23 protein-coding genes and 4 pseudogenes are annotated in these 23,019 nt (G+C 68.4%); 10 read left to right on the forward strand and 17 right to left on the reverse strand.

The features are described from left to right. Positions 1-119 precede the first annotated feature (119 nt). Together ACWGI6_RS14930 and ACWGI6_RS14935 are read right to left on the reverse strand one after the other, a co-directional pair. On the reverse strand, positions 120-572 hold the full coding sequence (locus ACWGI6_RS14930; protein WP_453267879.1) for a Ku protein: 453 nt from the start codon (positions 570-572) through the stop codon (positions 120-122). 253 nt (positions 573-825) lie between these two features. Next, complete coding sequence (locus tag ACWGI6_RS14935; protein ID WP_453267880.1) at positions 826-1,719, reverse strand: NADP-dependent oxidoreductase; 894 nt, start codon at positions 1,717-1,719, stop codon at positions 826-828. Positions 1,720-1,789: 70 nt separating this feature from the next. On the opposite strand from ACWGI6_RS14935, the gene ACWGI6_RS14940 reads away from it, so the two are divergent. The 4 genes from ACWGI6_RS14940 (at position 1,790) to ACWGI6_RS14955 (ending at position 4,603) form a co-directional block, all read left to right on the forward strand. After that, a complete protein-coding gene (locus ACWGI6_RS14940; RefSeq protein WP_453267881.1) occupies positions 1,790-2,392 on the forward strand; it encodes a TetR/AcrR family transcriptional regulator in 603 nt (200 codons plus the stop codon). A gap of 542 nt (positions 2,393-2,934) precedes the next feature. Then, entirely contained in the window at positions 2,935-3,294 is a 360-nt protein-coding gene (locus ACWGI6_RS14945) for a DUF6233 domain-containing protein (RefSeq protein ID WP_453267882.1), read from the forward strand. Between the two features lie 819 nt (positions 3,295-4,113). After that, complete coding sequence (locus ACWGI6_RS14950; RefSeq protein ID WP_453267883.1) at positions 4,114-4,269, forward strand: hypothetical protein; 156 nt, start codon at positions 4,114-4,116, stop codon at positions 4,267-4,269. Between the two features lie 112 nt (positions 4,270-4,381). Next, on the forward strand, positions 4,382-4,603 hold the full coding sequence (locus tag ACWGI6_RS14955; protein ID WP_453267884.1) for a hypothetical protein: 222 nt from the start codon (positions 4,382-4,384) through the stop codon (positions 4,601-4,603). 214 nt (positions 4,604-4,817) lie between these two features. On the opposite strand, the gene ACWGI6_RS14960 is transcribed toward ACWGI6_RS14955, so the two are convergent. Both ACWGI6_RS14960 and ACWGI6_RS14965 read right to left on the reverse strand, forming a co-directional pair. Then, positions 4,818-5,057, reverse strand: a complete 240-nt coding sequence (locus tag ACWGI6_RS14960) for a hypothetical protein (protein WP_453267885.1) — start codon at positions 5,055-5,057, stop codon at positions 4,818-4,820. A gap of 147 nt (positions 5,058-5,204) precedes the next feature. Beyond that, positions 5,205-6,335 carry a polyprenyl synthetase family protein gene (locus tag ACWGI6_RS14965; RefSeq protein WP_453267886.1) on the reverse strand — a complete coding sequence of 377 codons (1,131 nt, stop codon included), beginning with the start codon at positions 6,333-6,335 and terminating at the stop codon, positions 5,205-5,207. A 754-nt stretch (positions 6,336-7,089) separates the two neighbouring features. Between ACWGI6_RS14965 and ACWGI6_RS14970 the strand changes: the two genes are divergently transcribed. Next, entirely contained in the window at positions 7,090-7,392 is a 303-nt protein-coding gene (locus ACWGI6_RS14970; protein ID WP_453267887.1) for a hypothetical protein, read from the forward strand. Then, a pseudogene (locus tag ACWGI6_RS14975) lies at positions 7,308-7,853 on the forward strand (carbonic anhydrase); the annotation flags it as partial. The gene ACWGI6_RS14970 and the pseudogene ACWGI6_RS14975, both read left to right, overlap by 85 nt. A 77-nt stretch (positions 7,854-7,930) precedes the next feature. Here ACWGI6_RS14975 and ACWGI6_RS14980 read toward each other — a convergent pair. The 4 genes from ACWGI6_RS14980 to ACWGI6_RS14995 form a co-directional block, all read right to left on the reverse strand. Further along, positions 7,931-8,215, reverse strand: coding sequence for an aldehyde dehydrogenase family protein (locus ACWGI6_RS14980; RefSeq protein WP_453267888.1), 285 nt, complete (start codon positions 8,213-8,215; stop codon positions 7,931-7,933). Positions 8,216-8,842: 627 nt separating this feature from the next. Beyond that, positions 8,843-9,175 carry a hypothetical protein gene (locus ACWGI6_RS14985; RefSeq protein WP_453267889.1) on the reverse strand — a complete coding sequence of 111 codons (333 nt, stop codon included), beginning with the start codon at positions 9,173-9,175 and terminating at the stop codon, positions 8,843-8,845. Positions 9,176-9,388: 213 nt separating this feature from the next. Further along, complete coding sequence (locus tag ACWGI6_RS14990; protein WP_453267890.1) at positions 9,389-9,946, reverse strand: hypothetical protein; 558 nt, start codon at positions 9,944-9,946, stop codon at positions 9,389-9,391. Between the two features lie 135 nt (positions 9,947-10,081). After that, positions 10,082-10,237: a DUF6131 family protein gene (locus ACWGI6_RS14995; RefSeq protein WP_453267891.1), complete on the reverse strand. Its 156-nt coding sequence runs from the start codon at positions 10,235-10,237 to the stop codon at positions 10,082-10,084. A gap of 465 nt (positions 10,238-10,702) precedes the next feature. Between ACWGI6_RS14995 and ACWGI6_RS15000 the strand changes: the two genes are divergently transcribed. Further along, positions 10,703-10,936, forward strand: coding sequence for a hypothetical protein (locus tag ACWGI6_RS15000; RefSeq protein WP_453267892.1), 234 nt, complete (start codon positions 10,703-10,705; stop codon positions 10,934-10,936). 60 nt (positions 10,937-10,996) lie between these two features. Here ACWGI6_RS15000 and ACWGI6_RS15005 read toward each other — a convergent pair whose 3' ends face one another. From ACWGI6_RS15005 to ACWGI6_RS15030, 6 genes and pseudogenes are all read right to left on the reverse strand, one after another. Next, positions 10,997-12,193, reverse strand: coding sequence for an aromatic acid exporter family protein (locus tag ACWGI6_RS15005; protein ID WP_453267893.1), 1,197 nt, complete (start codon positions 12,191-12,193; stop codon positions 10,997-10,999). A 618-nt stretch (positions 12,194-12,811) separates the two neighbouring features. After that, positions 12,812-13,894: an IS630 family transposase gene (locus ACWGI6_RS15010; RefSeq protein ID WP_453267894.1), complete on the reverse strand. Its 1,083-nt coding sequence runs from the start codon at positions 13,892-13,894 to the stop codon at positions 12,812-12,814. 291 nt (positions 13,895-14,185) lie between these two features. After that, positions 14,186-15,427, reverse strand: coding sequence for a serine hydrolase domain-containing protein (locus ACWGI6_RS15015; protein ID WP_453267895.1), 1,242 nt, complete (start codon positions 15,425-15,427; stop codon positions 14,186-14,188). A 345-nt stretch (positions 15,428-15,772) separates the two neighbouring features. After that, a pseudogene (locus ACWGI6_RS15020) lies at positions 15,773-16,322 on the reverse strand (LacI family DNA-binding transcriptional regulator). Between the two features lie 513 nt (positions 16,323-16,835). After that, positions 16,836-17,300 (reverse strand): CBS domain-containing protein, encoded by a 465-nt coding sequence (locus tag ACWGI6_RS15025; protein WP_453267896.1) that lies wholly within the window; start codon positions 17,298-17,300, stop codon positions 16,836-16,838. Between the two features lie 211 nt (positions 17,301-17,511). After that, positions 17,512-17,778 (reverse strand): annotated as a pseudogene (locus ACWGI6_RS15030) (hypothetical protein); the annotation flags it as partial. Between ACWGI6_RS15030 and ACWGI6_RS15035 the strand changes: the two are divergent. Further along, positions 17,725-18,261, forward strand: coding sequence for a MarR family winged helix-turn-helix transcriptional regulator (locus ACWGI6_RS15035; RefSeq protein WP_453267897.1), 537 nt, complete (start codon positions 17,725-17,727; stop codon positions 18,259-18,261). The pseudogene ACWGI6_RS15030 and the gene ACWGI6_RS15035 sit on opposite strands and share 54 nt — an antisense overlap. Positions 18,262-18,494: 233 nt before the next feature. Here ACWGI6_RS15035 and ACWGI6_RS15040 read toward each other — a convergent pair whose 3' ends face one another. Next, positions 18,495-18,899 (reverse strand): MerR family transcriptional regulator, encoded by a 405-nt coding sequence (locus tag ACWGI6_RS15040; protein WP_453267898.1) that lies wholly within the window; start codon positions 18,897-18,899, stop codon positions 18,495-18,497. Positions 18,900-19,304: 405 nt separating this feature from the next. Here ACWGI6_RS15040 and ACWGI6_RS15045 point away from each other — a divergent pair, with 405 nt between their 5' ends. Beyond that, a complete protein-coding gene (locus ACWGI6_RS15045; protein WP_453267899.1) occupies positions 19,305-20,810 on the forward strand; it encodes a SulP family inorganic anion transporter in 1,506 nt (501 codons plus the stop codon). Between the two features lie 62 nt (positions 20,811-20,872). Here ACWGI6_RS15045 and ACWGI6_RS15050 read toward each other — a convergent pair. Both ACWGI6_RS15050 and ACWGI6_RS15055 read right to left on the reverse strand, forming a co-directional pair. Next, positions 20,873-21,067 (reverse strand): annotated as a pseudogene (locus ACWGI6_RS15050) (glyoxalase/bleomycin resistance/dioxygenase family protein); the annotation flags it as partial. 416 nt (positions 21,068-21,483) lie between these two features. Beyond that, the gene (locus ACWGI6_RS15055) at positions 21,484-22,377 is read right to left on the reverse strand and encodes an IS982 family transposase (RefSeq protein WP_453267900.1); all 894 of its coding nucleotides are present in this window, start codon (positions 22,375-22,377) and stop codon (positions 21,484-21,486) included. A 123-nt stretch (positions 22,378-22,500) separates the two neighbouring features. On the opposite strand from ACWGI6_RS15055, the gene ACWGI6_RS15060 reads away from it, so the two are divergent. Beyond that, entirely contained in the window at positions 22,501-23,016 is a 516-nt protein-coding gene (locus tag ACWGI6_RS15060; RefSeq protein WP_453267901.1) for a winged helix-turn-helix domain-containing protein, read from the forward strand. Positions 23,017-23,019 lie beyond the last annotated feature (3 nt).

The following is a 23,019-nucleotide window of genomic DNA, read 5'->3' on the forward strand; positions in this document are numbered from 1 at the left end:
GACCCCCGGCGCGCGGCGGCGTCATCGTGTGGCCGGCCTCGTCTTCGAAGACCACCCAGGCTCCGTCCGCTGCCGCAGTGCTCTTACCCGCGACCACACCTCCCGGCACCACTCGTAGTTCAGAGAAGGGTGCGCACAGCGACCCTGGCGACGGCGGCCAGGCCGCCGTCGTCCATGGCATCGCGAAGGAGGGCGTACGGCCTGGCCGTGGCGGGGTCGCCGAGGCCGAGGTAATAGGGCTTGTGCAGCAGCAGCGGGTCGATGCGGTCCGCCGACACGAAGGCCAGGACCTCGATAGCGCGGGGCGAGGCCGGCAGCGGAAGGTCGGCGAGGTCGTCCTCCGAAAGCACCACCACGCGCCCGTCGCCGGCATCGTAACCGCGGGCCACCTCCTCGTAAGGGACCTCCACCCCCTCCCGTTCGCAGACGCGCCGCAGCCGGATCCGGCCGCCGCCGCACCGCGTGTGCACCTGGTGGAGAGGGACAGAATGCGGGGCAGTCGCGGCGTGGACGGTCACGGGGATGTTCACCAGGCCCCAGGTGATCGTCCGCTTCGCGATGGTCTGCGCCATGACCCCATCGCACCGCCGATCCCGGCTGATCGCACCCCGACCGCCAGCCTCCGGCCCCGGACCGGTTCGTGGCCGGCCGGGGCCTCGGTCGCGAATCGTGGCCGTCACGCAGAGCGTGAACCGGGCCTCGCCTCGACTAGATCGAGTACGGATGGCCGCAGACGATGCTGTGACTGAGCCCTTCATCTGGCGGATGCGTGGCCGAGTTGGCGGGGCTGAGCACATGAGTCGGCGGGCAGGGCAGGGCTGGCTTTCAGATGATCAGGACCCGGCGCCCGCGAGTGTGGCCGGCCTGGCTGTCGATGTGCGCCGCCGCGGCCTCGGCCAGCGTGTACGACTTCTCGATCGGGATACGGAGCTTTCCCCGCGAGATGAGGTCGACGGCCTCGGCGAGCGCTTCCGGCACGCTCCCGGCTACGCCGGAGAACCGGACACCGAGCGCCGGCGCGCCGAGATCGGCGATGGAGATCACCTTCTGTGGATCCCCGGTCAGCTCGACGAGCTCGCGGATCACACCCGAGCCGGCCAGGTCGAGAGCTGCGTCGACACGGCCGAGCTGCCGCACTCGCTCGACCCAGCCCTCGCCGTATGTCGTGGCGAGGGCACCCAAGCCGCGCAAATAGCCCTGGTTCGCGGCCCCAGCTGTGCCGATCACCACGATGCCGCGGGCGTGGGCGATCTGCAGAACCGCTGATCCGACTCCCCCGGACGCTCCGCTGACCAGCAGTGTCTGTCCGGACCGCACGCCGACCTCGCGGACGATGCGCAGCGCCGTCTCCACCACGGAGGGGTACCCGGCCGCCTCTTCGAACGTCAGCCCCTCGGGCATACGGGCCCAGGCCGACAGCACGGCGAACTCGGCATAGGTGCTTGATCCTTCGCCGAACACATGGTCGCCGACCTCGACCCCCTCTACGCCCTCGCCGACCTCGTCCACCACCCCGGAGGCGTCCAGCCCGACTCCGGAGGGCAACTCGATCGGATGCGCCCCCAGGATCTGGCCTTCGCGGATCCTCCAGTCGACGGGATTCACGCCCACCGCCCGCACGGCGATACGTACCTGACCGGGGTCCGCGTGGGGTTCCTGGGCGTCCACGAGTTGCAGCACGTCCGGACCGCCGAACTCGGCGAAGCTCACTTTCCTCATGCGGCAGACAGTAACACTAACGGGTAGCGTTTCAAATCTGTTGTGGTTTTGTATCTGGTAGTGTCAGATCATGACCGTGCCGAACGGGCGCCGTGAGCGCAAGAAAGCCGCGACGCGCCAGAAGATCGCCGACACCGCCCTGCGGCTCTTCCTGGAACGCGGCTTCGACGCGGTGGGCATCCGTGACGTGGCCGCCGAGGCCGACGTGGCCGTCACCACGGTCTTCTCCCACTTCGCCTCGAAAGAGGCCCTGGTGTTCGAGCAGGACGAAGACTTCGAACTACGCCTCACGCGGGCGGTCACCGACCGGGCGCACGAGCCGCTCATCCCTGCACTGCGCCGCGAGGTCCAGGCCCTGGTGCGACATTGCACGGCGGACAGCGCCACCCCGATCTGGCACATGATCGACGCATCACCCGCCCTGCGGGAGTACGAGGAGTCCATGAGGCTGCGCCATGCAGAGGCACTGGCAACGGCCATGGCCGCCGATCCCGCCCTGTCACGGACCACCACGGCCTGCCGGGCCATCGCCAGATTCGTGATCGACGCCTATTCGCTGGCCCGTGAGGCGGCCGACCCACAGGCCGCGCTCGACGAGACCTTCCGGATGATCGAGGCGGCATGGGCCGTCACCCACCCCTCCGGAAACTCCACCGGCGCAGCCGGATCGTAGCCGGTTTCCGGGGCGGCCCGGCGCATGTGAGAGAGCGGCCCGCCATCTCATGCGCTCAGCCCCGCCAACTCGACCGCCCATCCGCCAGATGAAGTGCTAAGTCACAGATGCATCGGCTGGCGTTCACCAGGCAGGATGCGACGCAATTCGAACATCTGATTGAATTAATGGTATGGAGTCCGCCGCCTACCCAGATGACCTGCTGGACGCCGCCCGCGCCCGGCACCGCACATATCGCACCCTGGCCGCTGCACCGCCCACTGCTGGCACCACCGTTCTGCGCCGCCGACTCCTCCACCTATCCTGCCGGGTCTTCTGGCATCCGTACTGGTCGACCCGCTCCGCCTCCACCGCAGGCCGTGTCGCACTGCGCAGCAGGGCCCGGGCATTGGAGAGCGGAGCACCATAGTGGTTCGGCAGTGGTGAACGGCCCGCCACCCGCTCCGAACCTGCTGGTCCTGCCCGACGAGCAGACCCTGCGGGTGCATCTATACGAGCGGCAGGAGACGACGGGGTCGTCACCATGGCGGTACCGCATCGGAATGCCGTCATGGGTGACAACGCAGGACGGCGTGGAGGCTGCCGAATACCGGGTCTGGGTCACAGCCGGGCAGCTCCAGCCGATTGACGGTGTGGACCTGTCCTCGGTCCCGACCCACCGGCTGCCTCGCGAGCTTCCCCCACCCCAGCCGTCGGGGTGGGTCGTACGACCCGACCCCGTACGCCGAGGCGGCACCCTGGTCCACGACGCGGGGTGCCCGGACGCGGAGGGAGGGGGGATGGAGCTGGGCGCCATGGAGCCTCTGGATGCCCTGATGCGGCCAGGCGCACGAGCCTGCCAGGAGTGTGACGCAGCTGCAGTCCTCGTTCCCGCGCTGGCACTCGGCGAGGGGTACACCTAGCCTCCAGCCATTGCCGTGAACCCCGAACGGTCGAGCGAATGGAGCCCAGCCGCTCCGAGCGGAAAGCTCCTGCTGCCGCCACACGCGGAGTCGGTCCTGACGTGGTCCGGAACCGCCCGCCGGGGCAGCATGAAGGAGAGCCCCGCGCCTGTCACGTACTCCCGGCGATATACGGCCGCAATCGGAGCCTCCTGCCGGCGTGCGGAGACAACACGGCCCTGGCACCCGTCAGCGTCAGCAGCACGCCCTCCTACGAGCGGCGCGGCCTCGCGTCCAGGCCGGGGGCCTCCGCGATGAAGGACACCCAGGATCACGGAAAGGTAGTCCCGTCTTCAGCAAGCGGTTGAAGAACGAACGGTACAGTTGATTTTCGACGCACCGTTGCTCTGTCGCGACTTGGTTTCTCTCCTGCCACGGCCTTTCGCGCCCCTGTTTGTGGTCCGAAAAGATCACGGTGAGCGCGTGCATGACGTCAGCAACCAATTGATCAGCCGCACCCACGGCCTTTTGTGGGTCATCCACGAACTCGCCTTGAGGGCGCTGCCATGTGATCCGGAAGTCCTCCCGCCCAGGCCCGAGAAGTGGCTCATCGTTCTTCTCCGAGGGCCTCTTCTCATCCGACTCTGTGGGGTGCTCCGGTTTCGGCGGAGGAATCCCGGCTGCACACGAACCTCGTCGACGGCGGCGATGAGGAGTGCGCTCTGCTGCGCAGCCGGGCGCTGGAGGCTGCCCTCACGGTCGAATCAGAGGCGCTGGACGGCGTCGGGGCGGGTGTGCTGATGACCGACCAGCCGCCGTGGCGAACCGCAGGTGCGGGCCGTGCTGGCGCTCTCCCCGCGCGCCGACCCGGAAACCGTCGTCCGACGGCTGTCGGACGAGGCGGTGGTGCACGGCCGCCGCTCAGCCGGGCTCGACCGGCTGCCGGGCGAGGTCCGGCTGTGCGCGGTCAAGCACCGCCCCGGACGGGTCGGCTAACCGGCGGCCGACTTCATGCCGTCGCGCGCGCGAGCCTGCTGGCTGGTGAACGGCGTCGCCTGGCTGGCGTCCGTGGAGGGCGTCCGCGGCCGCGTTTGGGCAGACTGAGAATATGCCCAAGCCTCTGCCCCTCATCGTGGTGCACCCGCCCAGTCCCTCCGGCGGCCGTTGGGTGCGCGTCGCTGACGTGGACCTCGGTGTCGCCTACGGTGTGGTGGATCTGCTGGAGTTCCTGCGCCGGGCCGGTCTGGACCCCGAGGAAGTGCGGCTGAACGACCCAGCGATCAAATGGCGCGGGGGCGGGCCCCACATCTGGGGCACGGAAGCCGTCTGACCGCTCGGCAAGCGCATAGTGCAGCCTGGCCGTGCGGACCGCGGTTCTTCGATGTGTCGCAGTCGTGACTGGCACTGCCGCCACATGGAGGCGGTCCCGCCGTGGAGGAAGACCGGCACCAAGGGGCGCTCCCGTCGGCCGACCGGTGCCCGGGATGCCAAGGCGCGCACCGGCGTGTACCCCAAACCCGTGGTAGCGGCTCCGGCCGGTGCCGTCAGCGCCGGTGCAGGAGGCCGTCCTTCTCATACTGTGCCAACGCCAGACCGAGGCCGAAGAAGGTGGGGGCCCATTCGCCGACGAAGATGCCCCACCGGTCGGCGCGGTCCACGTCCGCCGACTTCTCCATTTTGGCGGAGGTGGCCCAGCTCAAGAAAGAGATGCCGATGGAACCCAGAGCGGCGCAGTAGGCGTGCTCGCTGCGCAGCCCGGCTTCGTGCAGCTTCTTGATGATCACAGCGTTCTCCTCGGTCAGGCGTCGGTCCTCAAAGGAGATCACCGTGCTACGGGCCGCGCTCCTCGTGCTGCGCCGAATGCACGGAAAGAGGTCGGGCGCGGACAGGAAGCAATCCCCTGCCCCATCGCCATCGCGCTCTGCCAGTCACTAGCGGTCGGCTTCGGCGGTACTGCCTGACGGTGGTGATGGCGGGCCCGCCTCTTCCGTCGGCCGCGAGGTGAATGATCCGGTGGTTGCGGGTGTGCCGGCCGCTGCGCACACCAGGCCGCGAAGTCTGCGGCGGGCGCTGGGTTCCAAAATGGCTGAGGTCAGGTGGTTCATGCTTTGCCTGACGAGCCGGACGATCTTCGTCTCGACCGCACTTCGGGCACCGGTGAAGACGAGTACGTGCCGTACCGCGGCGAGGTCGGCGGGCGTCAGGTCGCGGGCACCCACACAACCTTCCAGCACAGCAAGGGATCCCTCGTCGCCGTTGGCCACGGCGCGTGCGCGGGCGACGGCAACGAGAGTGGTGAGCTTGCCCTCCCGGATGTCGTCGCCCGAAGGCTTTCCGGTCTGCTCGGGGTCACCAAAGGCGCCGTGGAGATCATCGCGGAGTTGAAAGGCGATTCCGGCGCTGCGGCCGGCTGCGCGCAGCGCCCGGGTGATGGCTTCGTCGGCGCCGGCCAGGGCGGCACCGAGCGCGAGGGGCCGCTCCACCGAATACAAACCGCTCTTGAGGTAGGCGATGCGGATCGCCTCGGACAGGGACATCGATCCGGTGGCCTGAGCGTGCAGGTCGAGGTATTGGCCTGCGGCCATCTCGGTTCGCAGGGCGGTCCACATGTCCCGGACCCGGCGGCCGGTCTCTGGTGGCAGTTGGAGGTGGGCGATGGTGTCGTCTGCCCAGGCCAGCGCGAGGTCACCACCAAGGACGGCTGCAGCGGAACCCAGAGGTTCGCTTGCTCCCGGCCGATGAGCGGCGGCGTACTGGTTGGTGATGTCGGCATGCAGGGTGGGTCTGCCGCGGCGTAGTCGGGAGGCGTCCATCAGGTCGTCGTGCACGAGTGCGCCGGTTTGGATGAGTTCGAGTGCGGCAGCGATGCGCAAAGCGCGGTGGATCTGATCGTGGTCTTGGCCTCCCCGGCAGGCCCGCAAGGCCCACCACAGGAACTGTGACCTCATGCGTTTGCCGCCGTCGAGCGTGAACCGGGCGATGCGTTCGGCGACATCACGTCCGAAGACCCCGTCCAGGGCACAGGCTGAAGCCATTCTGTCGCGCAGGACGTCAGCGAGCACGGAACCGACGGCGGCCGGCACGTCCCGGTCGACGGATGCTGCTCCTCGCCACGTGACTGCGCGGCGGCGCCTGGTACCGCGGGCACGGGCCCGGCCCAGACGGTCCGGCTGCTGCGAGCCCCTGGGAAAACCCGGGGAACGATGGGTGCGGGAGGGTTTCTCTGCCCCCGTGTGGTGCATTCCCTCTCCTCTGTGAGAGCGCGTTCGGCGCTGGCGGCAGCAGGGCAAGGCAACGCAGCGCCGTTACGCAGTCGATCACGGTGGGCGCATTCCGGCATGCGGGCTTCTGGCGAGGCCCCACGTCGCACTGCGCCGACCGTGCGGCCTGCGGGCCTGCTACTTCGAAGAGAGGAGGCGTCCGTTGGGGTGGTTGTCGGCCCTGTGCCGCCGGGCGCCCCGGGGAGTGGGGGTGGGCACAGGGCCGCCGGCCGGTGAGGGTGGCCGGGACATTGGGCACGGAACGGATCGCACCCGCCCTGAGGGTCCTTTTTTCGAGCCGCAGTGTGTGGGTGCCACGCCCGCACGTCAGGCAGTTGGGTCAATTCCGGCTAGGTCGGCTTGGGGGGTGGAGTCCGGGGACTCGTGGTGCGTCAGTCGGAGGGCCCGGCTGTCCGGAGGAGGGGCGATGCGCCATGGGCATGGCGGGGATGTGATTGTTGGCAGCCAAGGAGCTCGCCGACCACGCCCGCATCGAGCACCTGCTCAACGGCCTCAGCATCACGAGCCCACGGACAAGGACTTCGACCGGCTGATAGTGAAACTGCGCATCGAGGTGAACGCGCACGTCGATGACGAGGAGAACAACCTCTTCCCCCCGATGCGCAACAACGTCGACGCAGCCTTCCTGGATGGCCTGGGCGACAAGATCCGCCAGACGAAGAAAACCGCCTCCATCCGCCCGCACCCCGCTGCCCCAAGTACCCCAACCGGCCAACAAGGTCTCGCGCCGGCGCTGGGGCTGGTGGGCCGGGTGCACGCCGTGCCGAGACAGCACCCGGCCAGCGCCCCTTCGCCGTGCTCTTCGGCTGCTCCGACTCACGCCTGGCCGCAGAGATAATCTTCGACCAGGGCCTGGGCGACCTGTTCGTAGTCCGCACCGCAGGCCACGTCGCGGGGCCCGAGGTGCTGGGCAGCATCGAGTACGGGGTGAGCGTGCTGGACTGCCCGCTCGTCGTGGTGCTCGGCCACGACTCGTGCGGCGCCGTCGCAGCTACCCGTGCAGCCTTGTCCGACGGCGTCGCCGCCTCCGGGTACGTGCGCGACGTCATCGAACGCGTCACGCCCAGCGTCCTGGCCGCTCGCGCGGCCGGGCTCACCAGCGACGACGACCTCATCGCCGAGCACATTCGGCACACCGTCGACCTGCTCCTGGACCGCTCTCGGGCCCTCGCCGACCAAGTCGCCGCCGGACGGGCGGCCGTGGTGGGCCTGTCGTACCGGCTGGCCGACGGCAGCGCCCGCCTGGTCACCTCTCACGGTTTGCAGACAGAAGCGGCCACCACCGGCCCGGCCGCCTGAACAGCTCGGCTGCCGCACCGGAGGGCCCAGGGCTACACCGGTTCGGCAGCCGGGAGACATCACCCCGAACCGGGCCCTTACGGGCACATCAAGGAGCAGGCCAGGAGCGCGGCACGTCCGAGAAGCGTGCCAAGGAAGTCGCCGCCCTCACCGTGAGCAAGGAACGGGCCCGTTCCGGGGAGGTGAAGTCCCTCCTCGGCATCGAAGACCTGCACGGTGGCCACAGGGCCGAACAGCTCCGCGGTGAGGATGCCGGAGCCGTCCGGCACCCGGGCCAGCGCCGTGGGAGGGCAGTACGCCCCGTCCAGGTATTCGGCATCGCGTGGGCTGGCGAGACGAACTCGCCCACACGACGACACCACCTCGCCTCTTCCAGCAGCGAAGCGGACCCCACCGGCGCCGAACCGCCTGTTCACTGCCCACTCTGCGGCGCACTGCCAAGAGACGGGGCCACCGCTGCCGACGTATCCCAGGGGATGGCGTGCGTCTGCTGCTCGGCTCAGGCGAAGTCCGTGACGACCGGGCAGGGCGCTCGTTGCCCGAGCAGGCTGACGAAGAGGCCCCCGTCGCACCGCCGAGTACCTCCTCTCCCAGCGCCGAACAGAAGGCAGGTCAGGACCCCGTGCGGCGGCGGGTGAATGCAGCGCATGCGCGACATTGCGACGCGTATTGAGCCAAAGAGACGAGACGATCCGCCACCTGGTCAATGCCATGAACACGGTGACTCCGTAAAGCGCACGCGCCCCGCCAGTTCGGAGACTGGCGGGGCGCGAAGGGAGGTGGCCACAGACTGCCGCTGTCGCGAGCGCTGACCATGGCTCGAAGTTGGGAGCGGGCAGCACGGAGCGTGGCGCATATCCCCACCGCCGTAGCCATTGCGGACCTGGTGCCGACGCATCCCGGGACCGAGGTTTTTACTGCCTCGGCTCCGCTCCGTCGGCTCTGGCGACCGGACACCCTTGCGCTGCGAGGCGGCCCGGTGGGGCGCGTCAGGTGTTGAGAAGGCGGTTGAAGAATGAGCGGTATCGCTGGAGGGCGACGCGCAGTTCCTCCGTCGCTACTTCCTCGCCGCGGTGCCACTGGCCTTCGAGTCCTTGCTTGTGTTCGGAGAACGTCGTGGCCAGCGCCTGCATGACTTCGGCGACCAGCGTGTCCGCCGCACCAACCGCCTCGCGCGGATCGTCGACGAACTCGCTCTGGATCCGCTGCCATCGACTGCGGAACTCTTCCTGCTCGGGCCCGAGCAGTGGAGCGTCCGGCTCCTGGGCCTCGGTATCCCGGTTCCTCTCCGATGAGGCGCCCCGGCCGTTGCCTTCGGGCATGGAGGCTCCCCGGTCTGCTGCTGTGGCCTCCCCCGGGAAGGTCGGTGGCGCCTCGACCGGGGGCTCTTGGGCCGCACTGCCCATGTCCTGTCGCGTGCCTGCCAGGTCTTCGGTGGACGGGCCGCCCGCTCCAGGTTCGGATGTATCTCTGCGCCTCATGTTTCCGCCTCCGTTTTCGTCAGGGCCGCACTTGCCTGTCGGCCTCAAACAGGATCAGGCCTCGCTCTCCCGCGAGTTCTGGCCGTTGTGCAGCAGTTCCGTGAACAGCGCGCGGTAATGCACCATTGCGCCCCGCAGCTCCTCCGTCGTCGCCTCGTGCCGCGTGCTGCGGCCATTGACCTCGTGGGCGGCGCGGTAGTGCTTCAGGGTGCGCCCGTGCTCCACCGACAGATCACTCAGTTGCTGGTGATGCCCTTCGGTCGGGTAACCGCGCTCGCTCATGAGCGAGGTCACCAGCCGGTCGGCCTCATGGACCGCGTCCTCGGGCTGGTCCACGAACCGTTCCTGCACCTGGTCCCATTCTTGGGCGTACCGGTCCCGGGCCCCGGGCGACAGCTGCTTGATGTGCAGCGCATCGTGGCGCTCCTCGCGCTCGCGCAGATCGCGCTCGGCCGCCCGGCGGCTGCCTTTGGCCTCCACGGTCCGTTCGTACTCCGGCCCGAACCGTGCCTGCAGCCGGCGGCGTCGCATGATCACCCATGCCGCCAGTGCACACACCAGAAGCACGATCGCGACAGCCACAATGATGGCTATGAGTGTCCCAGTGGACATCGAGTCCTCCGCTTGCAGTTTCTGACGTGAAAAGCCGATCGATTCCTGATCGGCGGATGTAGCTGAGCGTCGCGGTCGGTAGGTAGCTGATTTTCGGCACATTTCGCCTCGGTGGCTGCCGACAGCGGGATCCCGCTACCAGTAGTGCTTTCGCCCCGCGACGGCGTGCCCCGTCGAACCCAGGAGCCACAGAATCGCGCCGACGACCACGAGCACGATGCCGATGGTCCACAGGATCGATAGACCCGTAACGAATCCGACGACGAGAAGGATGATGCCGAGAAGGACCATTGACAGCTCCGATCTCGCATAGGTGTTCTTTTTTTACTTTGAGCCCGGGCCTCGGCAACGGCAACTGGTGCCGACGGGGACAATCAGGCGAGGGCGCAGGGCCGTAGCTGCTCTGGCTCCTTCCGGTTGCGCAGCCCTCGTCACAAGTCGCCTACCCTCCACCGCCACCGGCATGTCCGGCGAACGAGCTCACCCCTCGATCTCCGGGCCAAGCGGTCACCGGTCAGGTCGGGTTGGGCGATGGCATGAGCCCCCGCCGACAGCATGAGCGCGGGTGGTCGGCAATGGCTAGTCGTCCCGCGCCTGCCTAGGCAGATGCGGCATCAAATCCCCCATCCGGCTGCCGTCGAAAGACCGCTACGCCATCCGGCCTCTCGGCGCGCCGGTCGCCAGAATCCGTGCGGCCATGGGGGAACTACTCCCACAGTCGATTCGATCAAGTAAATGTTCACGAAGGAGAGAGTGATGGCTGTTTGCGAGGTCTGCGGAAACGACTATGAAATGGCCTTCGAGGTCCATGCAGCAGGCGCCGTTCACACCTTTGACAGTTTCGAGTGTGCGGCACATAAGCTTGCGCCCGTATGTGACAACTGCGGCTGCCGCATTTTGGGTCACGGCCACCAGACCGACGGCAAGTTCTTCTGCTGCGCCCACTGTGCACGCGTCCAGGGCCACACCAGCCTCGCCGACAACGCGTGAGCGCGACGCCCGGATGAGAGCCGTCCCGTGTGACTCAGGCGGTGAGGAATCGCTGCTGTACTACTTGTCGGCGTAGCGCTGGAGTACGTCGCTGGTGTGCTGGAACTCTTCCATCAGCCGGGTGGCCTCCACGACGAGTACGCCGTACGGGCGGGTGGGGTCGGCGAGTGGCAGGCCGTCGCTCTCGGCTTGTTCACTTACCTGCCGGCGGCAGTGCTGGGCCCGGTCCGCCAGTTGGCACAGTTCTTCGGCCTGGTCGGCCAAGTGGTCCTCGTCCAGGGCACTGAGGAGGCGGGCGCTGTCGGCGATGGCCGCCATGAACGTGCCATAGCGCTCGAGGAATATGCGGTAGTTGTAGTTGGTCTCGGTGTCGCGCCACTGGTCGAGGCTGCGTGTGAGAGAGGCAGCCTGGTACAGCGTCCGCTCCAGCGCTTCCAGCACGGCCCCGTAGTTTTCGAAACCCGTGCGCCCGCGATGGCGGCGGAAGAGGCGGCGCGGATTGTAATAGAGGCTCTCCCGCGCCGTGCGCATGCCGGCCCGGGCCTGGGTGATGAGCTCACCGGTCTGAGCAGCCCGAGCGCGCCACTGCTCGGTCTGCTCCTCCTCCAGTTCGCCTGCTGACAGCACCGGATGGATGTCTCCGAGCAGATCGCACAAGGCGTGCGCGAGGGTGCGGACACTGTATTCGGCGCTTCGGAAGCGCATCGGCGGCAAAACCACAAGGTTCACCGCGAGGGCCACGACGGACCCGATGAGGACCAGGAGGACGATCTGTCCCAGCTGGGTGATCTTTTCCGGATACCCCGTGGCGGAGGTGTATGTGGCAAAGGCGAAGAACGCCGCCGTGGGCACCTGACCGCCCTGAGCTCCCAAGGCCGGCCACCGCCCGATCACCAGGGCGAGCAGAGCCACCAACGCGAACGTCACCACCTCAGGCCCCACCAGGAAGCCCAGGGCGATCTGCACGGCCACTCCGGCCACCACCGCACCGACATAACGCAGTGACTGCACCAGCGTCTGGTAGATGGTGACGTGCATGATCAGCACCGCTGAGAACGGCGCGAACGCCGGCGACTGTGCGTTCAAGAGGTTGTAGGAGATTACCCACGCGATCGTCGCGGCCAGCGTGCTCTTGCCGACCAACAACGCCGTATGACGTTCATAGCCGTCCGACCCCAGCGCCCGACTCCACCACTGACCGATCCGGGCGAACCGCCCTGCCTCCGACGGTTCCGCCTGGCCCGCGCAGCCAGCCATCCACACCCTCCGCTTCTGCGCCCGACCAGGCGCCAAGTCTCCCGGCCCAGCTCGTGCCCCGCCACATCAGACACACCCACATCGGAGGGTGTTGTCCTCCATCGCGGGTCACGTCGGTTGGGCCTGCGTGCGTCGGTGGCGGTGAACAGCACACTGGCCGGGCCACGAGTGACGGCCTGATTTCCGGGGCTGCCATGCACCGGGCGCAAGGCGTCACCGCGCCGCGCCGTGCCGTGCTGTGCCGTGCCGTGCCGTGCCGTGCCGTGCCGTGCCGTGCCGTGCCAGTGAAGCAGCGATCACAGCGGCGAGATCCCGAACGGGCTGGGGCACCGCACACTTGCGGGCAGAGCGCTGAAGCGTCTGCGCTCTTCCGCCCACGCCGAAGCGGGCCAGTGCCATACCGCCACATGAGCGAGCAGCCGGGTGTCAGGCCGTGGAGTGGGGCTGGACAGTCGACGTGCAGCGCTTCACGAAGGTCATCGAGTCCGGCGCCTGGCCCAGCGGGTCAAGCTCTCACGCTCATCGTCGGTCAGCACCAGCTCGGCCTTCGGCCGTCCCATCCTCGCCATCCACCCATGATGCCGACACGGGAACCAAGTTACGCAGCGAATTCCCGACTCAGGACAAGTGAGCTGGTCCGGAGATCCTGTCGCAGTAGCGGCAGATGCGGTCGATGATCTGGTCTGTGGTCTTGGTCCATCTGAAGGGCCGGGCCTGGTCGTTCCAGGTCTTGATCCAGTCTTCAAGCGTGGCCGTCAGCTCGTCCGGTGAGCAGAACACGCCGCGTTCGAGGCAGCGCCGTTGCAGTTCGGCGAACCACCGCTCGACCTGGTTGATCCAGGATGAGTACGTGGGTGTGAAGTGCAGCTCGAACCGGGGATGCGCAAGCAGCCACTTGTGCACGACAGGTGCTTTGTGGGTGCGGAGGTTGTCGCAGATGACGTGGACCGCCAGGCCGGGCTCGGTCTGGCGGTCGATCTCGTCGAGGAAGTCGCGGAAGTCCACGGCCCGGTGCTGAGCCGAGAGCTTTCCGATCACTTTTCCGCTCGCGGTGTTCAGCGCCGCGAACAAGTCGATGGTGCCGTGCCGGACGTAGTCGAAGCTGCGTCGCTCGGGCACTCCAGGCAGCATCGGAGCGGTCCGCTCAAGTGCCTGGATTTGCGGTTTCTCGTCCACCGCGAACACTGCCGCGTTCGCCGGCGGAGCCAGGTAGAGACCGACCACGTCGCGGATCTTGTCGATCAGCAGCGGGTCCGGGGAGATCTTGAAGACCTCGGTCCGCCACGGCTGGAGGCCGAACGCCCGCCAGATCCGCAGCACGCTCATGGGCGAGATCCCCACCTGCCGGGCCATCTCCCGCTTCGACCAGTGCGTCGCCCCCTGCGGGGCCTCTTCCAGGGTGCGTACCACCACCTCCTCCACCTGGGTGTCAGTGATGCTGCGCGGGACACCGGGCAGTGGCTCGTCGGACAGCCCGTCGAGCCGGTCGCGCAGGAACCGTGTGCGCCACCGACGCACCGTTTTGCGGTCGGTGGCCAGCCGTGCGGCTGCCGCGGTGTTGTTCAGCCCGTCAGCACACGCCAACACGATCCGTGCCCGCTTCGCCAGACCCTGCGCGGTCGTGCGGCGCCTGGCCCAGTTCTGCAAGATCAGCCGCTCGACACCTGTTAACACCAACGGCTCCAACCTCGTATCGCCCATCTCCCCAGCACAGCGCGGGAAGACCGACCCCCTCAGCCGAACGCCAAGATCTGAAACAGAACACGACTCACGTGGCGACCCGAGAACTCAAGACCAGCTCACTAGTAGGATCGCCTCGTACCGTGATCGGGGAACGACGACAGCGATGCGCTCACGCACGGCCTGGCTACCCTCACTCGTCACGGAACGCGCGCCGCGAGAACGGGGCGGCGCGCACTGCCTGGTGAGAACCGGTCGGCGGCGGGGCACTGGATTTCTCTCTCCCGCCCGCACCGGCCCCGGCATCCTTGTCTACCTGGCCGCGGGCTCCGCGGGCAGGTTGAAGACGTGGCCCGGCGTGACGATCTTCGTGATCTCCTCGCCGAAAAGCGTGGTGGGCTCCTGGTTGTCATGGTCGATGTCGGTGTTCAACAGGACGACGAGGGTCGCCCGTGCCGACGGCAGATAGACCACCAGGGACTCGTAGCCCGGCAGCGAACCGTTGTGCCCGATCCACCCCTGGACGCTGAAGATGCCGAGGCCGTACCCGATGCCCGGGATGGGGGTCGGGGGTGTGGTGAGCCGCTGCTTCTGCAGGTCGGGACTGATCAGGTCGCCGCCGCCGGGCAGTTTGCCCGTGGCCACCGCACGCGCCCATACGCGCAGGTCCTGCAGATTGGAGATCATCGCGCCGGCCGCCCAGGCCCATGAAGGGTTCCAGTCGGCCGCGTCCTGGACGTCGCCGTTCGCGGTCTGGGTCGTGTATCCCTGCGCGTGCGGGACCGGGAACGTGGCGTCGACCGGCAGGAGCGTGTGGTCCAGGCCGGTCGGTTCAAGGACGTCCTTCTTGATGTAGTCGTGCAGTTGCTGACCGGTGACCTTCTCGATGACGAGGCCGAGCAGGATGAGGTTGGTGTTGGAGTACTTGAAATTCTTTCCCGGCGGGAACAGCACATGGTGCTGGAAGGCGTAGCCGAGCAACTCCTTCGGGGTAAACGGCTGGTGTGGGTCGTTCGTCAGCGCCTCGTAGAAGGCCTCGTCCTTGGAGTAGTTGAACAGACCGCTGCGCATCCCGGCCAGCTCGCGCAGGGTGATCTTGCTTCCGTTGGGTACGCCTTCGACGTACTTCCCGATCGGATCGTCCAGGTTCACCTTGTGCCGGTCGACCAACTGCAGCAGCGCCGTCACGGTGAACGTCTTTGTCACGCTCCCGATCCGCATGTGCAGATCCGGCAACATGGCCTGGCCGTTGCTCTGGTCGGCGAGCCCGAAGGACCGCACATAGTTACCGTCGGGCGTCCACAGTCCCACGGTCACACCCGGGATGTTCGCCTCCTGCATGATCCGCCGGACGACGGTGTCGAGCTGCCGCGTCACGCCAGGGGTGATGTCACGGACCTCGTCCGGGGACGCCGATGTGGAAACGGACGGCGACGGTTTCGCCGACGCGGCGGGGCCACCGCATCCGGCCACGCCCGCGATCGGCAGTGCGAACATCCCTGCCGCGGCAGCCGTCGCGGCCGCCCGACGCAAACGTATTCGGGAATGCGTCATGGAGTGACTCCCCACCATGCGAGGCCACGTTCCGCAACTCCGAGCGCGAGCGTGTGTGCACACCCGTGTGAGCGCGAGCGCGGGATGAACATGTGTCCGCCTACGGCGCGACTGCACAGAAGCCGCAGGTCACGACAGTGCCATGGGACACGGGCCGCAAGGTCCTGAACCTCCAGCATAGGAGCGCCCGCGCCCTGCCGCGCGTCGGCGCCCGGCGCAATCCGGTCGGCGCCGTTCGGGTGATCCCCTCAGCCTTGGTCCCTCAGCCCGGAGCCCTGGGGCCCTGTTGTCGGCCTCGCGCCTGCCGGGCGACGCCTGGCCTGTCCCTCGGGCGGACGACGGGAGTTACGACAGGGCCCGGCGCGGCGCCGCCGTTGTCGCGCGGACCACGAGTCGCGGCGCGATGACGGTCCCGGGGCCCGGCACCGCATCCGCCTCCATCCGGGTGATGGCCTGGCCGACGGCGAGTTCCGCCAGGCGCGGGATGTCCTGTCCGACAGTGGTCAGGTCGATGTGGGCGAGGCGGGCCAGGCGGCTGTCGTCGAAGCCGACCACGGATCTCGTCGGGGACGGGGACACCGGCGCGCAGGAAGGCGTCGAGGACGCCCGTCGCACAGCGGTCGTTGAAGGCGAGGACCGCGCTGGGCCGTGGACGGGCGGCCGGCAGAGTGCGGGCGGCCGTGGCGCCGTCCTCCTCGGTGAGTCCGCCGGGCAGGACGCGGATGTGGTCGGCGAGGCCGTGGCGGGTCATCGCGGTGCGGTAGCCACGGCGGCGGTCGGCGGTGCCCGGTGCCCTGCCTCCGTCGATATGAGCGATGTCGCGGTGTCCGAGTGCCGCCAGGTGGTCGACGGCCTGGCGGGCGCCCTCGTCGTCGGCGGTCCGTACGACGTCCACGCCGGGCGCAGCCGGCGGGCCACCGAGACGACGCAGCCGGTGGGCCCGGCTGCGCCGCGGCGTGGGTCAGCAGCCGAGAACGGCCTCCCGGGCGACCAGATGGACTGCTGCCGGGGCGTGAACCCCATGCGATTCCAGTGGAAGAAGACGTGGCGCGCGAGGATCCCGCGCACGCCCAGGGTGAGTCGCCCGTCGCTCGCGGCCTCTGCGAGAGCACGACCGTTGTGTTCCAGCCCTTCGGTCCAGGTGCGCACAGGCATGAGGGGGGCCTCGATCAGAAGGAGGCGGCGCATGGTGCTCACCATGCCGCTGACCTGATCCGGAGTCACATCGTCCGCCAGGGGGCGGTGTGCTTCTGCCTGTCCCCACACGTCGCCCTGCTGACCGAACTCCAGTCCGGCGGCCCGCATCATCAGTGTCATGGCCAGGAGTGAGGTGGCCTTAGCGTCCAGCATCTTGCCGGAGCCGTCAGCGGCGACGGCGCCAAGATCCCCGGACAAGGGGGGTGCGGCCTCAGCCTCCGGATGATTCGAGAAGCTCGTTCAGAAGATGGGACGCGGTGATCACACCGAGCAGGTGTGTGCCGTCCTTGGACTTCTCTGCAACGGCGACCAGTGGGCTGCGTACGCGGGCCATGAGGGCTGCCACTTCCAGTGCGGTGTCGTCGGAATCTGCGATGGGGGGCGGGGGTGCGTCGCGGGGCAGGCAGTCGCTGACGCTGCGCCCGGCCAGGGCCCGGCAGAGCCGGTCGGCGTGCTTTTCGTCGACGACCGCGGCGAGGGTCGGGTCCTCGATCACGTACTCGGGCACCAGGACCTTGACCATCTGGGAGGCCGGGAGGATCGCCCTGGGCTCGCCGTGCTCGTCGAGCACCAGGAGTCCGGGGAGTTTGTGCTCGGCCATCAGGCGCGCCGCTGCCAGGGCATCGCTGTCGACGTTCACCGATTCGTAGTCAACGGCCAGATCTCGTGCGCGCACGGTCGGCTCCTCGTCTGTTTGGAATGTCCCTGGTCCCAGCGTCGCCCATCGCCGGGCTCCCGGCGATGACGTTGACGCGACACATACGCCGCACGCTCGGCCCGGCGGTGCCTGCTCCGGTCCTCGCGTTGCCGGCCCATCCGTTTGACGCCGCCCCGGCCTGCGGCCGCGCCGGCCCGGACACGGCTGCCTGCGCCCGTGTGGTCATCGGTCAGGCCAGGGCGAAGTAGCGCAGCCATACGTACCCCGCGGAGACCGCCACGGTGATCGCGGTGACGACGAGGCCGTACTTGGTGAACTGCCAGAAGGAGACGGGTGTGTGGTTGCGTTCGGCGATGCCGAGGACGACGACGTTGGCGCTGGCACCGATGGCGGTGGCGTTGCCGCCGAGGTCCGCGCCGATGGCGAGCGCCCACCACATGACGTGGTCGCCGGAGCCGCCCATGGCCGTGACGAGGTCGCTGGTGATGGGGGCCAGGATGCGGTGACCCGAGCGGTGCTCACGGCGTCAAGGCTGCTGGTCGCGGTGTCCGCGCGGTCACTCGGCGAGGTGGAGGAACGGGTGACGCTTCCCCAGTTCCGGATGCTGGTGGTGCTCTCCACCCGGGGGGCCACCAAGCTGGTCGCGCTCGCCGAACTGCTCCAGGTCGCTCCCTCGACCGCGATGCGCATGGTGGACCGGCTCATTGCGGCCGGTTTGGCGGACCGCCAGGCCAACCCGGACAATCGGCGCGAGACCCTGCTCCAGCTCACCGACGAGGGGCGGCGCACGGTCGAGGACGTCACCGCCCGCCGTCGTGCGGAGATCAGCACCATCGTCGAACGCCTCGCTCCCGCGCAGCGCTCCGCGCTCATCGACGCGCTCACCGCCTTCAACGACGCGGGCGGCGAGCCGCCTGTGGATGCCTTGGAACTGCATCCCCTGGGATGGGCCGACGCCGCGCCGGAGCGGCGTAGTTGAGGCATCCGGGCACGCCCCGCACCACCGGAGAGGCCCGCCCCGGACAGCGCCGCACGGCACGGCGGTCCGGACCGAGGGCTCTGTGCGTCGACGACCACGGCCGACTCGCGTACAGCGAGATCCACCGGACGAGTCGAAGCCATCCGCACAGCTTCCGAAAGCCCAGCCGAACATGCGGGTTGAAGCGGCCGACCCACCACCGGACAGGTTGCGGGCCCTCCCCAGGGCGGAGGTCAGACGGTGGAGGCTCGTGTGAGGCGCTCGCGCAGGGTGGACGCGAATTCCTCCGCCCATGCCAGCTGCGTACGCATGTTGTCCACTCGTTGCTGTGCGGCCTCTTCGAAGCCACGCACCCGCTCGAGCAGTTCCTCGCGAGCTGCGGCGGACAACTCCTCGCCGGAGTCGAGCCGGTCGGTGGCGGCGAGCAAGGCGCGCATCTCGTCCAGGGTGAAGCCGAGTGGTTTCATCCGGCGGATGACCATCAGGCGGGCGACGTCGGCTTGGGCATAGAGGCGGAAGCCGCCCTGGGAGCGGGCCGAGGGGTGGACCAGGCCGGTCTCTTCGTAGTGCCGGATGGTGCGCAGCGACAGCTCGGTCCGTGCGGCGACCTCGCCGATCTGCATGTGCTCGCTGCTCACGCGGGCGCCCTTCCTCTCTGTCGCCGAGGCCACAGGCGGCCAGCATCGATCTCTACCGTAACGTTAGGGTACAGTCATGAGATGCCGGGGTCGGCTCATGTGCCGTCCCCACTCCATGGTGCGGGATACCTCCGCGACCTCTGCCGTGTCGGGGCCGACGACGCCCCCGGCGAAGACCGATGCCCGCAGGAGAGAGCGTGCGCATGCCCATGACGCCCAGCGCCGCCGCTTGCCCGCCGTGATCCTTCGCCCCTGAGCAGCTGCGCACATTCCAGCTCGCGCACACGGCTGCCTTCTGACTTCGGCCCGCGGTACGTGGGCTTCGCGGAGGGCCGCCCGGCCTCCCCGCGCTTTCCTGCACGCCCCCACGACGCCGGGCGTGCCCGAGCCCGACAGGTATTCCTCTTGTCAACGTCCACACTGTCCCCGGCCGCGCGGTTGCGCGGCCTGCGTCCCGACTGGCTGTCCGACGCGAAGGTCTGGCGCACCGAGGTCCTGGCCGGCCTCGTCGTCGCGCTGGCGCTGATCCCCGAGGCGATCTCGTTCTCGATCATCGCCGGAGTCGACCCGGCCATCGGTCTGTTCGCCTCCTTCACCATGGCCGTGACCATCTCGATCGTCGGCGGACGCCGCGCGATGATCTCCGCCGCGACCGGCGCCGTCGCGCTGGTCATCGGCTCTCTCAACCGCGAACACGGGCTGGGCTATCTGGTCGCCGCGGTCATCCTGGCGGGCGCCTTCCAGATCGTCCTCGGCGCGCTGGGCGTCGCCAAGCTGATGCGGTTCGTGCCCCGCAGCGTGATGGTCGGCTTCGTCAACGCCCTCGCCATCCTGATCTTCATGGCCCAGGTGCCGGAGATGACGGGCGTGCCCTGGCCCGTCTACCCGCTGATCATCGGTGGCCTGGCGCTCATGGTGTTCTTCCCGAAGGTCACCAAGGTGATCCCGGCCCCCCTTGTCTCCATCGTCATCCTCACCGTCATCACGGTCGCCGCCGGCATCGCGGTGCCGACCGTCGGCGACAAGGGCGACCTGCCCTCCTCCCTGCCGGTACCGGGCCTGCCGGATGTTCCCTTCACCGCGGACACCGTGACCACCATCGCCCCCTACGCGCTCGCCATGGCGCTGGTCGGCCTGATGGAGTCGCTCATGACTGCCAAGCTCGTCGACGACATCACCGACACCCACTCCTCCAAGACCCGCGAATCGATCGGCCAGGGCATCGCCAACATCGTCACCGGTTTCTTCGGCGGCATGGGCGGCTGCGCCATGATCGGCCAGACGATGATCAATGTGAAGGTGTCCGGCGCCCGCACCCGCCTGTCGACCTTCCTTGCGGGCGCGTTCCTGATGGTCCTGTGCATCGTCTTCGGCCCGGTCGTCTCCGACATCCCCATGGCCGCCCTGGTCGCCGTGATGGTGATGGTCTCCTTCGCGACCTTCGACTGGCACTCCATCGCTCCCAAGACGCTCAAGCGGCTGCCCGTTGGGGAGATCACCGTCATGATCATCACCGTCGCCTGCGTGGTCGCCACCGGCAACCTCGCCATCGGCGTCGTCATCGGCTCCATCACCGCCATGATGATCTTCGCCAAGCGCGTTGCCCACCTCGCCAACGTCACCTCGGTCACCGACCCCGACGGCACCAGCGTGGTCTACTCCGTCACCGGCGAACTCTTCTTCGCCTCCTCCAACGACCTGGTCACCCAGTTCAACTACGCCACCGGCCCCGACAAGGTCGTCATCGACCTGACCGCCGCCCATATCTGGGACGCCTCCTCCGTCGCCGCCCTCGACGCCATCGAGACCAAGTACAAGGAGCGCGGCAAGACCGTCGAGATCATCGGCCTCAACCAGCCCAGCGCCCAGATCCACGAGAAGCTCAGCGGCGAACTCGCCGGCAGCCACTAGCGGGTGCCTCGGCACGGCAGAAGGCGCGGCGGCTGAGGGCATTCGCGGTCCTCTGCCGTGCGTCAGGCGCAGGTGCAGGCTGCGGCGGGGGCTTCCTTGTCCGGCCGGCTGGTGCAGCAGGCGTCACCGCTCGTGGCCGCGTTGGGGTCGGCGCTCTTGCCGAGCGTGTCGGCGTCGGCCTTGACGGCGTAGACCTCCCACGGCTCCTTGCCGGGGCCGTGCACCCACACCTTGTCCTGCAGGGCGTAGCAGCACGAGGGCCGTCGGCGGCTTCGGTGACCACCTGGCCCAGTTGGCAGCTGAAGAAGGAGCGATGCGCTGATGCCGCGAAGATTCCGGGCAGGCTCAAGCGCACGAGCCGTCGAAGCCGTCCGCCCCCTCCCCCACGGCGCAGTTGCATCGGCCGTGGTCCGGTACAGGTCCCTGTCAGCCGGGCCCGCGGCTCGACCGTGAGGCGGCCTCACCACGAGACCGCTCCGCAGCGGGGACAGCTGTCAGGTGCCGCCTCATGCCTCGCGGTTGTCGAGGCGCAGCTGGACCTCACGCTCCTGATCGCCTGACGTCGACCCGGCGTCCTGAACCGGAAAGGCGGACCCCGGCCTGACCGCAGTCGGTCGGCTGCCAATAGCTGTCCTGCACAGTGGCCGACCCCTAGACGAGTCATTCCGAATGATCAGTGGTCGTATGCGATCAGTGATCGGGCGACTGGCTGGTGGGTCTTGTGGTTGTGCCAGATGGCGGCGGCCATCGCGAGGATGCGCTGGGCGACGCGGACGGCGACGCCCTCGAAGGTCCGCCCGCCGTGCTGCTCCAGGTCGAGCTGGCCCTTGAGGGTGTCGTTGACCGACTCGATCAACTGCCGCACCGACTTCAGGAGGCTCTCACCCTTGCGTTTCTCCTCGCGCTTGAACGAAGGCCGCAGCAGCTCCGCGCCCCGGAAGGCCAGATCGGTCTCGAACTCCTTGGACGCGAAGCCCTTGTCCGTGATCACCAGCAGGCCCGGCCGGTCCATGGCCAAGTGCGGTTCGCGGTCCAGCATCGCGGCCAGCACCTCCCGCTCGTCCACCTTCGGGTTCGCCAGCGCCCACAGGATGGGCATCCCGGTCGGGGTGCAGACCAGGAAGAGGCGCAAGCCCCAGAAGAACCGGGAGTGCGAGGCGCAGTATCCGTACCCGGCCCAGCCGGCCATGTCCGACCGCTTCACCGTCGGACGCGAGCGGCCGCACTCCACCGGCGTGGAGTCGACGATCCAGTGGTTGTCGAACCAGAAGTCCGTATCCGCCGCCACAATGCGTATTGCACGCTTGACCAGCGGCAACGCGGCCCGAAGCCGCTTGTTCCAGCCCGGCTGCTTCGGTACGTACGGGAACATCGTCCCCAGGCGGGAGTGCGCGAACCGCAGCCAGCGCGACTCGGACGTGTACCCCAACAGCGCCTGCGCGACGGCGAGGCAGACCAACTCGGAGTCGGTCAGCCGGGGCGGACGGCCCAGCCATCGGATACCTCCGATCTCGTCGTCGATCTTCACGTACAGTGCGGTCAGCAGGGCGTCCAGCTCATTCGTCACAGAACGATCTTGGACGGCCTGTCTGCGTTCCCGGACACCCCGTCAGCATTCGGAATGACTCGTCTACTGATCTTTTCGTAAGTTCGGTGGATGTGGTGGCTTTGTGGGTGGGAGGCTGTCGGGATGGCTTATCGACCTTTGTCCTCTGCGTCTGGTTCTTCCGTACCTCCGTTGTCACGGCCGCAGTTGGCGGAGGCGCGTCGTGTTCGGGCGGTCGAGCTGTTCGAGGAGGGCGGGTCGAATCCGGAGATCGCGCGGGCGGTGGGAGTGTGTGCCGAGAGCGTGCGGCGGTGGAGGCGTGTGTGGGAGGAAGGGGGTGCTCCAGCCTTACGCCGGCGTCAGGCCACCGGTCGCCCGCCCAAGCTGAATGACGCCCAGGTCGAGACTGTGCGGGCCGCCTTGGAGCGAGGTGCCCAGGCTCATGGATTCGAGGCCGATCTGTGGACCCTGGAACGAGTCGGCGCGGTCGTCGAGCGGGTGACAGGAGTGTCCCTGTCACGGGCGTCGGTATGGCGTCTGCTGACCGGCCGGCTGGGGTGGAGTCTGCAGCGGCCTGAGCGGCGGGCGGTGGAGCGGGACGAGTCCGAGATCGCCCGCTGGATCACGCACGAGTGGCCGCGCATCAAAAGGGGGCGGTGAACA

The sequence above is a fragment of the Streptomyces sp. NPDC054786 genome (assembly GCF_053611685.1).

Bases quoted from the DNA above. Each gene is read 5' to 3' on its own strand.
- ACWGI6_RS14930 (WP_453267879.1), bottom strand. From the start codon at position 572: ATGGCGCAGACCATCGCGAAGCGGACGATCACCTGGGGCCTGGTGAAC.
- ACWGI6_RS14935 (WP_453267880.1), bottom strand. From the start codon at position 1,719: ATGAGGAAAGTGAGCTTCGCCGAGTTCGGCGGTCCGGACGTGCTGCAA.
- ACWGI6_RS14940 (WP_453267881.1), top strand. From the start codon at position 1,790: ATGACCGTGCCGAACGGGCGCCGTGAGCGCAAGAAAGCCGCGACGCGC.
- ACWGI6_RS14945 (WP_453267882.1), top strand. From the start codon at position 2,935: ATGCCGTCATGGGTGACAACGCAGGACGGCGTGGAGGCTGCCGAATAC.
- ACWGI6_RS14955 (WP_453267884.1), top strand. From the start codon at position 4,382: ATGCCCAAGCCTCTGCCCCTCATCGTGGTGCACCCGCCCAGTCCCTCC.
- ACWGI6_RS14985 (WP_453267889.1), bottom strand. From the start codon at position 9,175: ATGCCCGAAGGCAACGGCCGGGGCGCCTCATCGGAGAGGAACCGGGAT.
- ACWGI6_RS14990 (WP_453267890.1), bottom strand. From the start codon at position 9,946: ATGTCCACTGGGACACTCATAGCCATCATTGTGGCTGTCGCGATCGTG.
- ACWGI6_RS14995 (WP_453267891.1), bottom strand. From the start codon at position 10,237: ATGGTCCTTCTCGGCATCATCCTTCTCGTCGTCGGATTCGTTACGGGT.
- ACWGI6_RS15000 (WP_453267892.1), top strand. From the start codon at position 10,703: ATGGCTGTTTGCGAGGTCTGCGGAAACGACTATGAAATGGCCTTCGAG.
- ACWGI6_RS15005 (WP_453267893.1), bottom strand. From the start codon at position 12,193: ATGGCTGGCTGCGCGGGCCAGGCGGAACCGTCGGAGGCAGGGCGGTTC.
- ACWGI6_RS15010 (WP_453267894.1), bottom strand. From the start codon at position 13,894: ATGGGCGATACGAGGTTGGAGCCGTTGGTGTTAACAGGTGTCGAGCGG.
- ACWGI6_RS15015 (WP_453267895.1), bottom strand. From the start codon at position 15,427: ATGACGCATTCCCGAATACGTTTGCGTCGGGCGGCCGCGACGGCTGCC.
- ACWGI6_RS15060 (WP_453267901.1), top strand. From the start codon at position 22,501: ATGGCTTATCGACCTTTGTCCTCTGCGTCTGGTTCTTCCGTACCTCCG.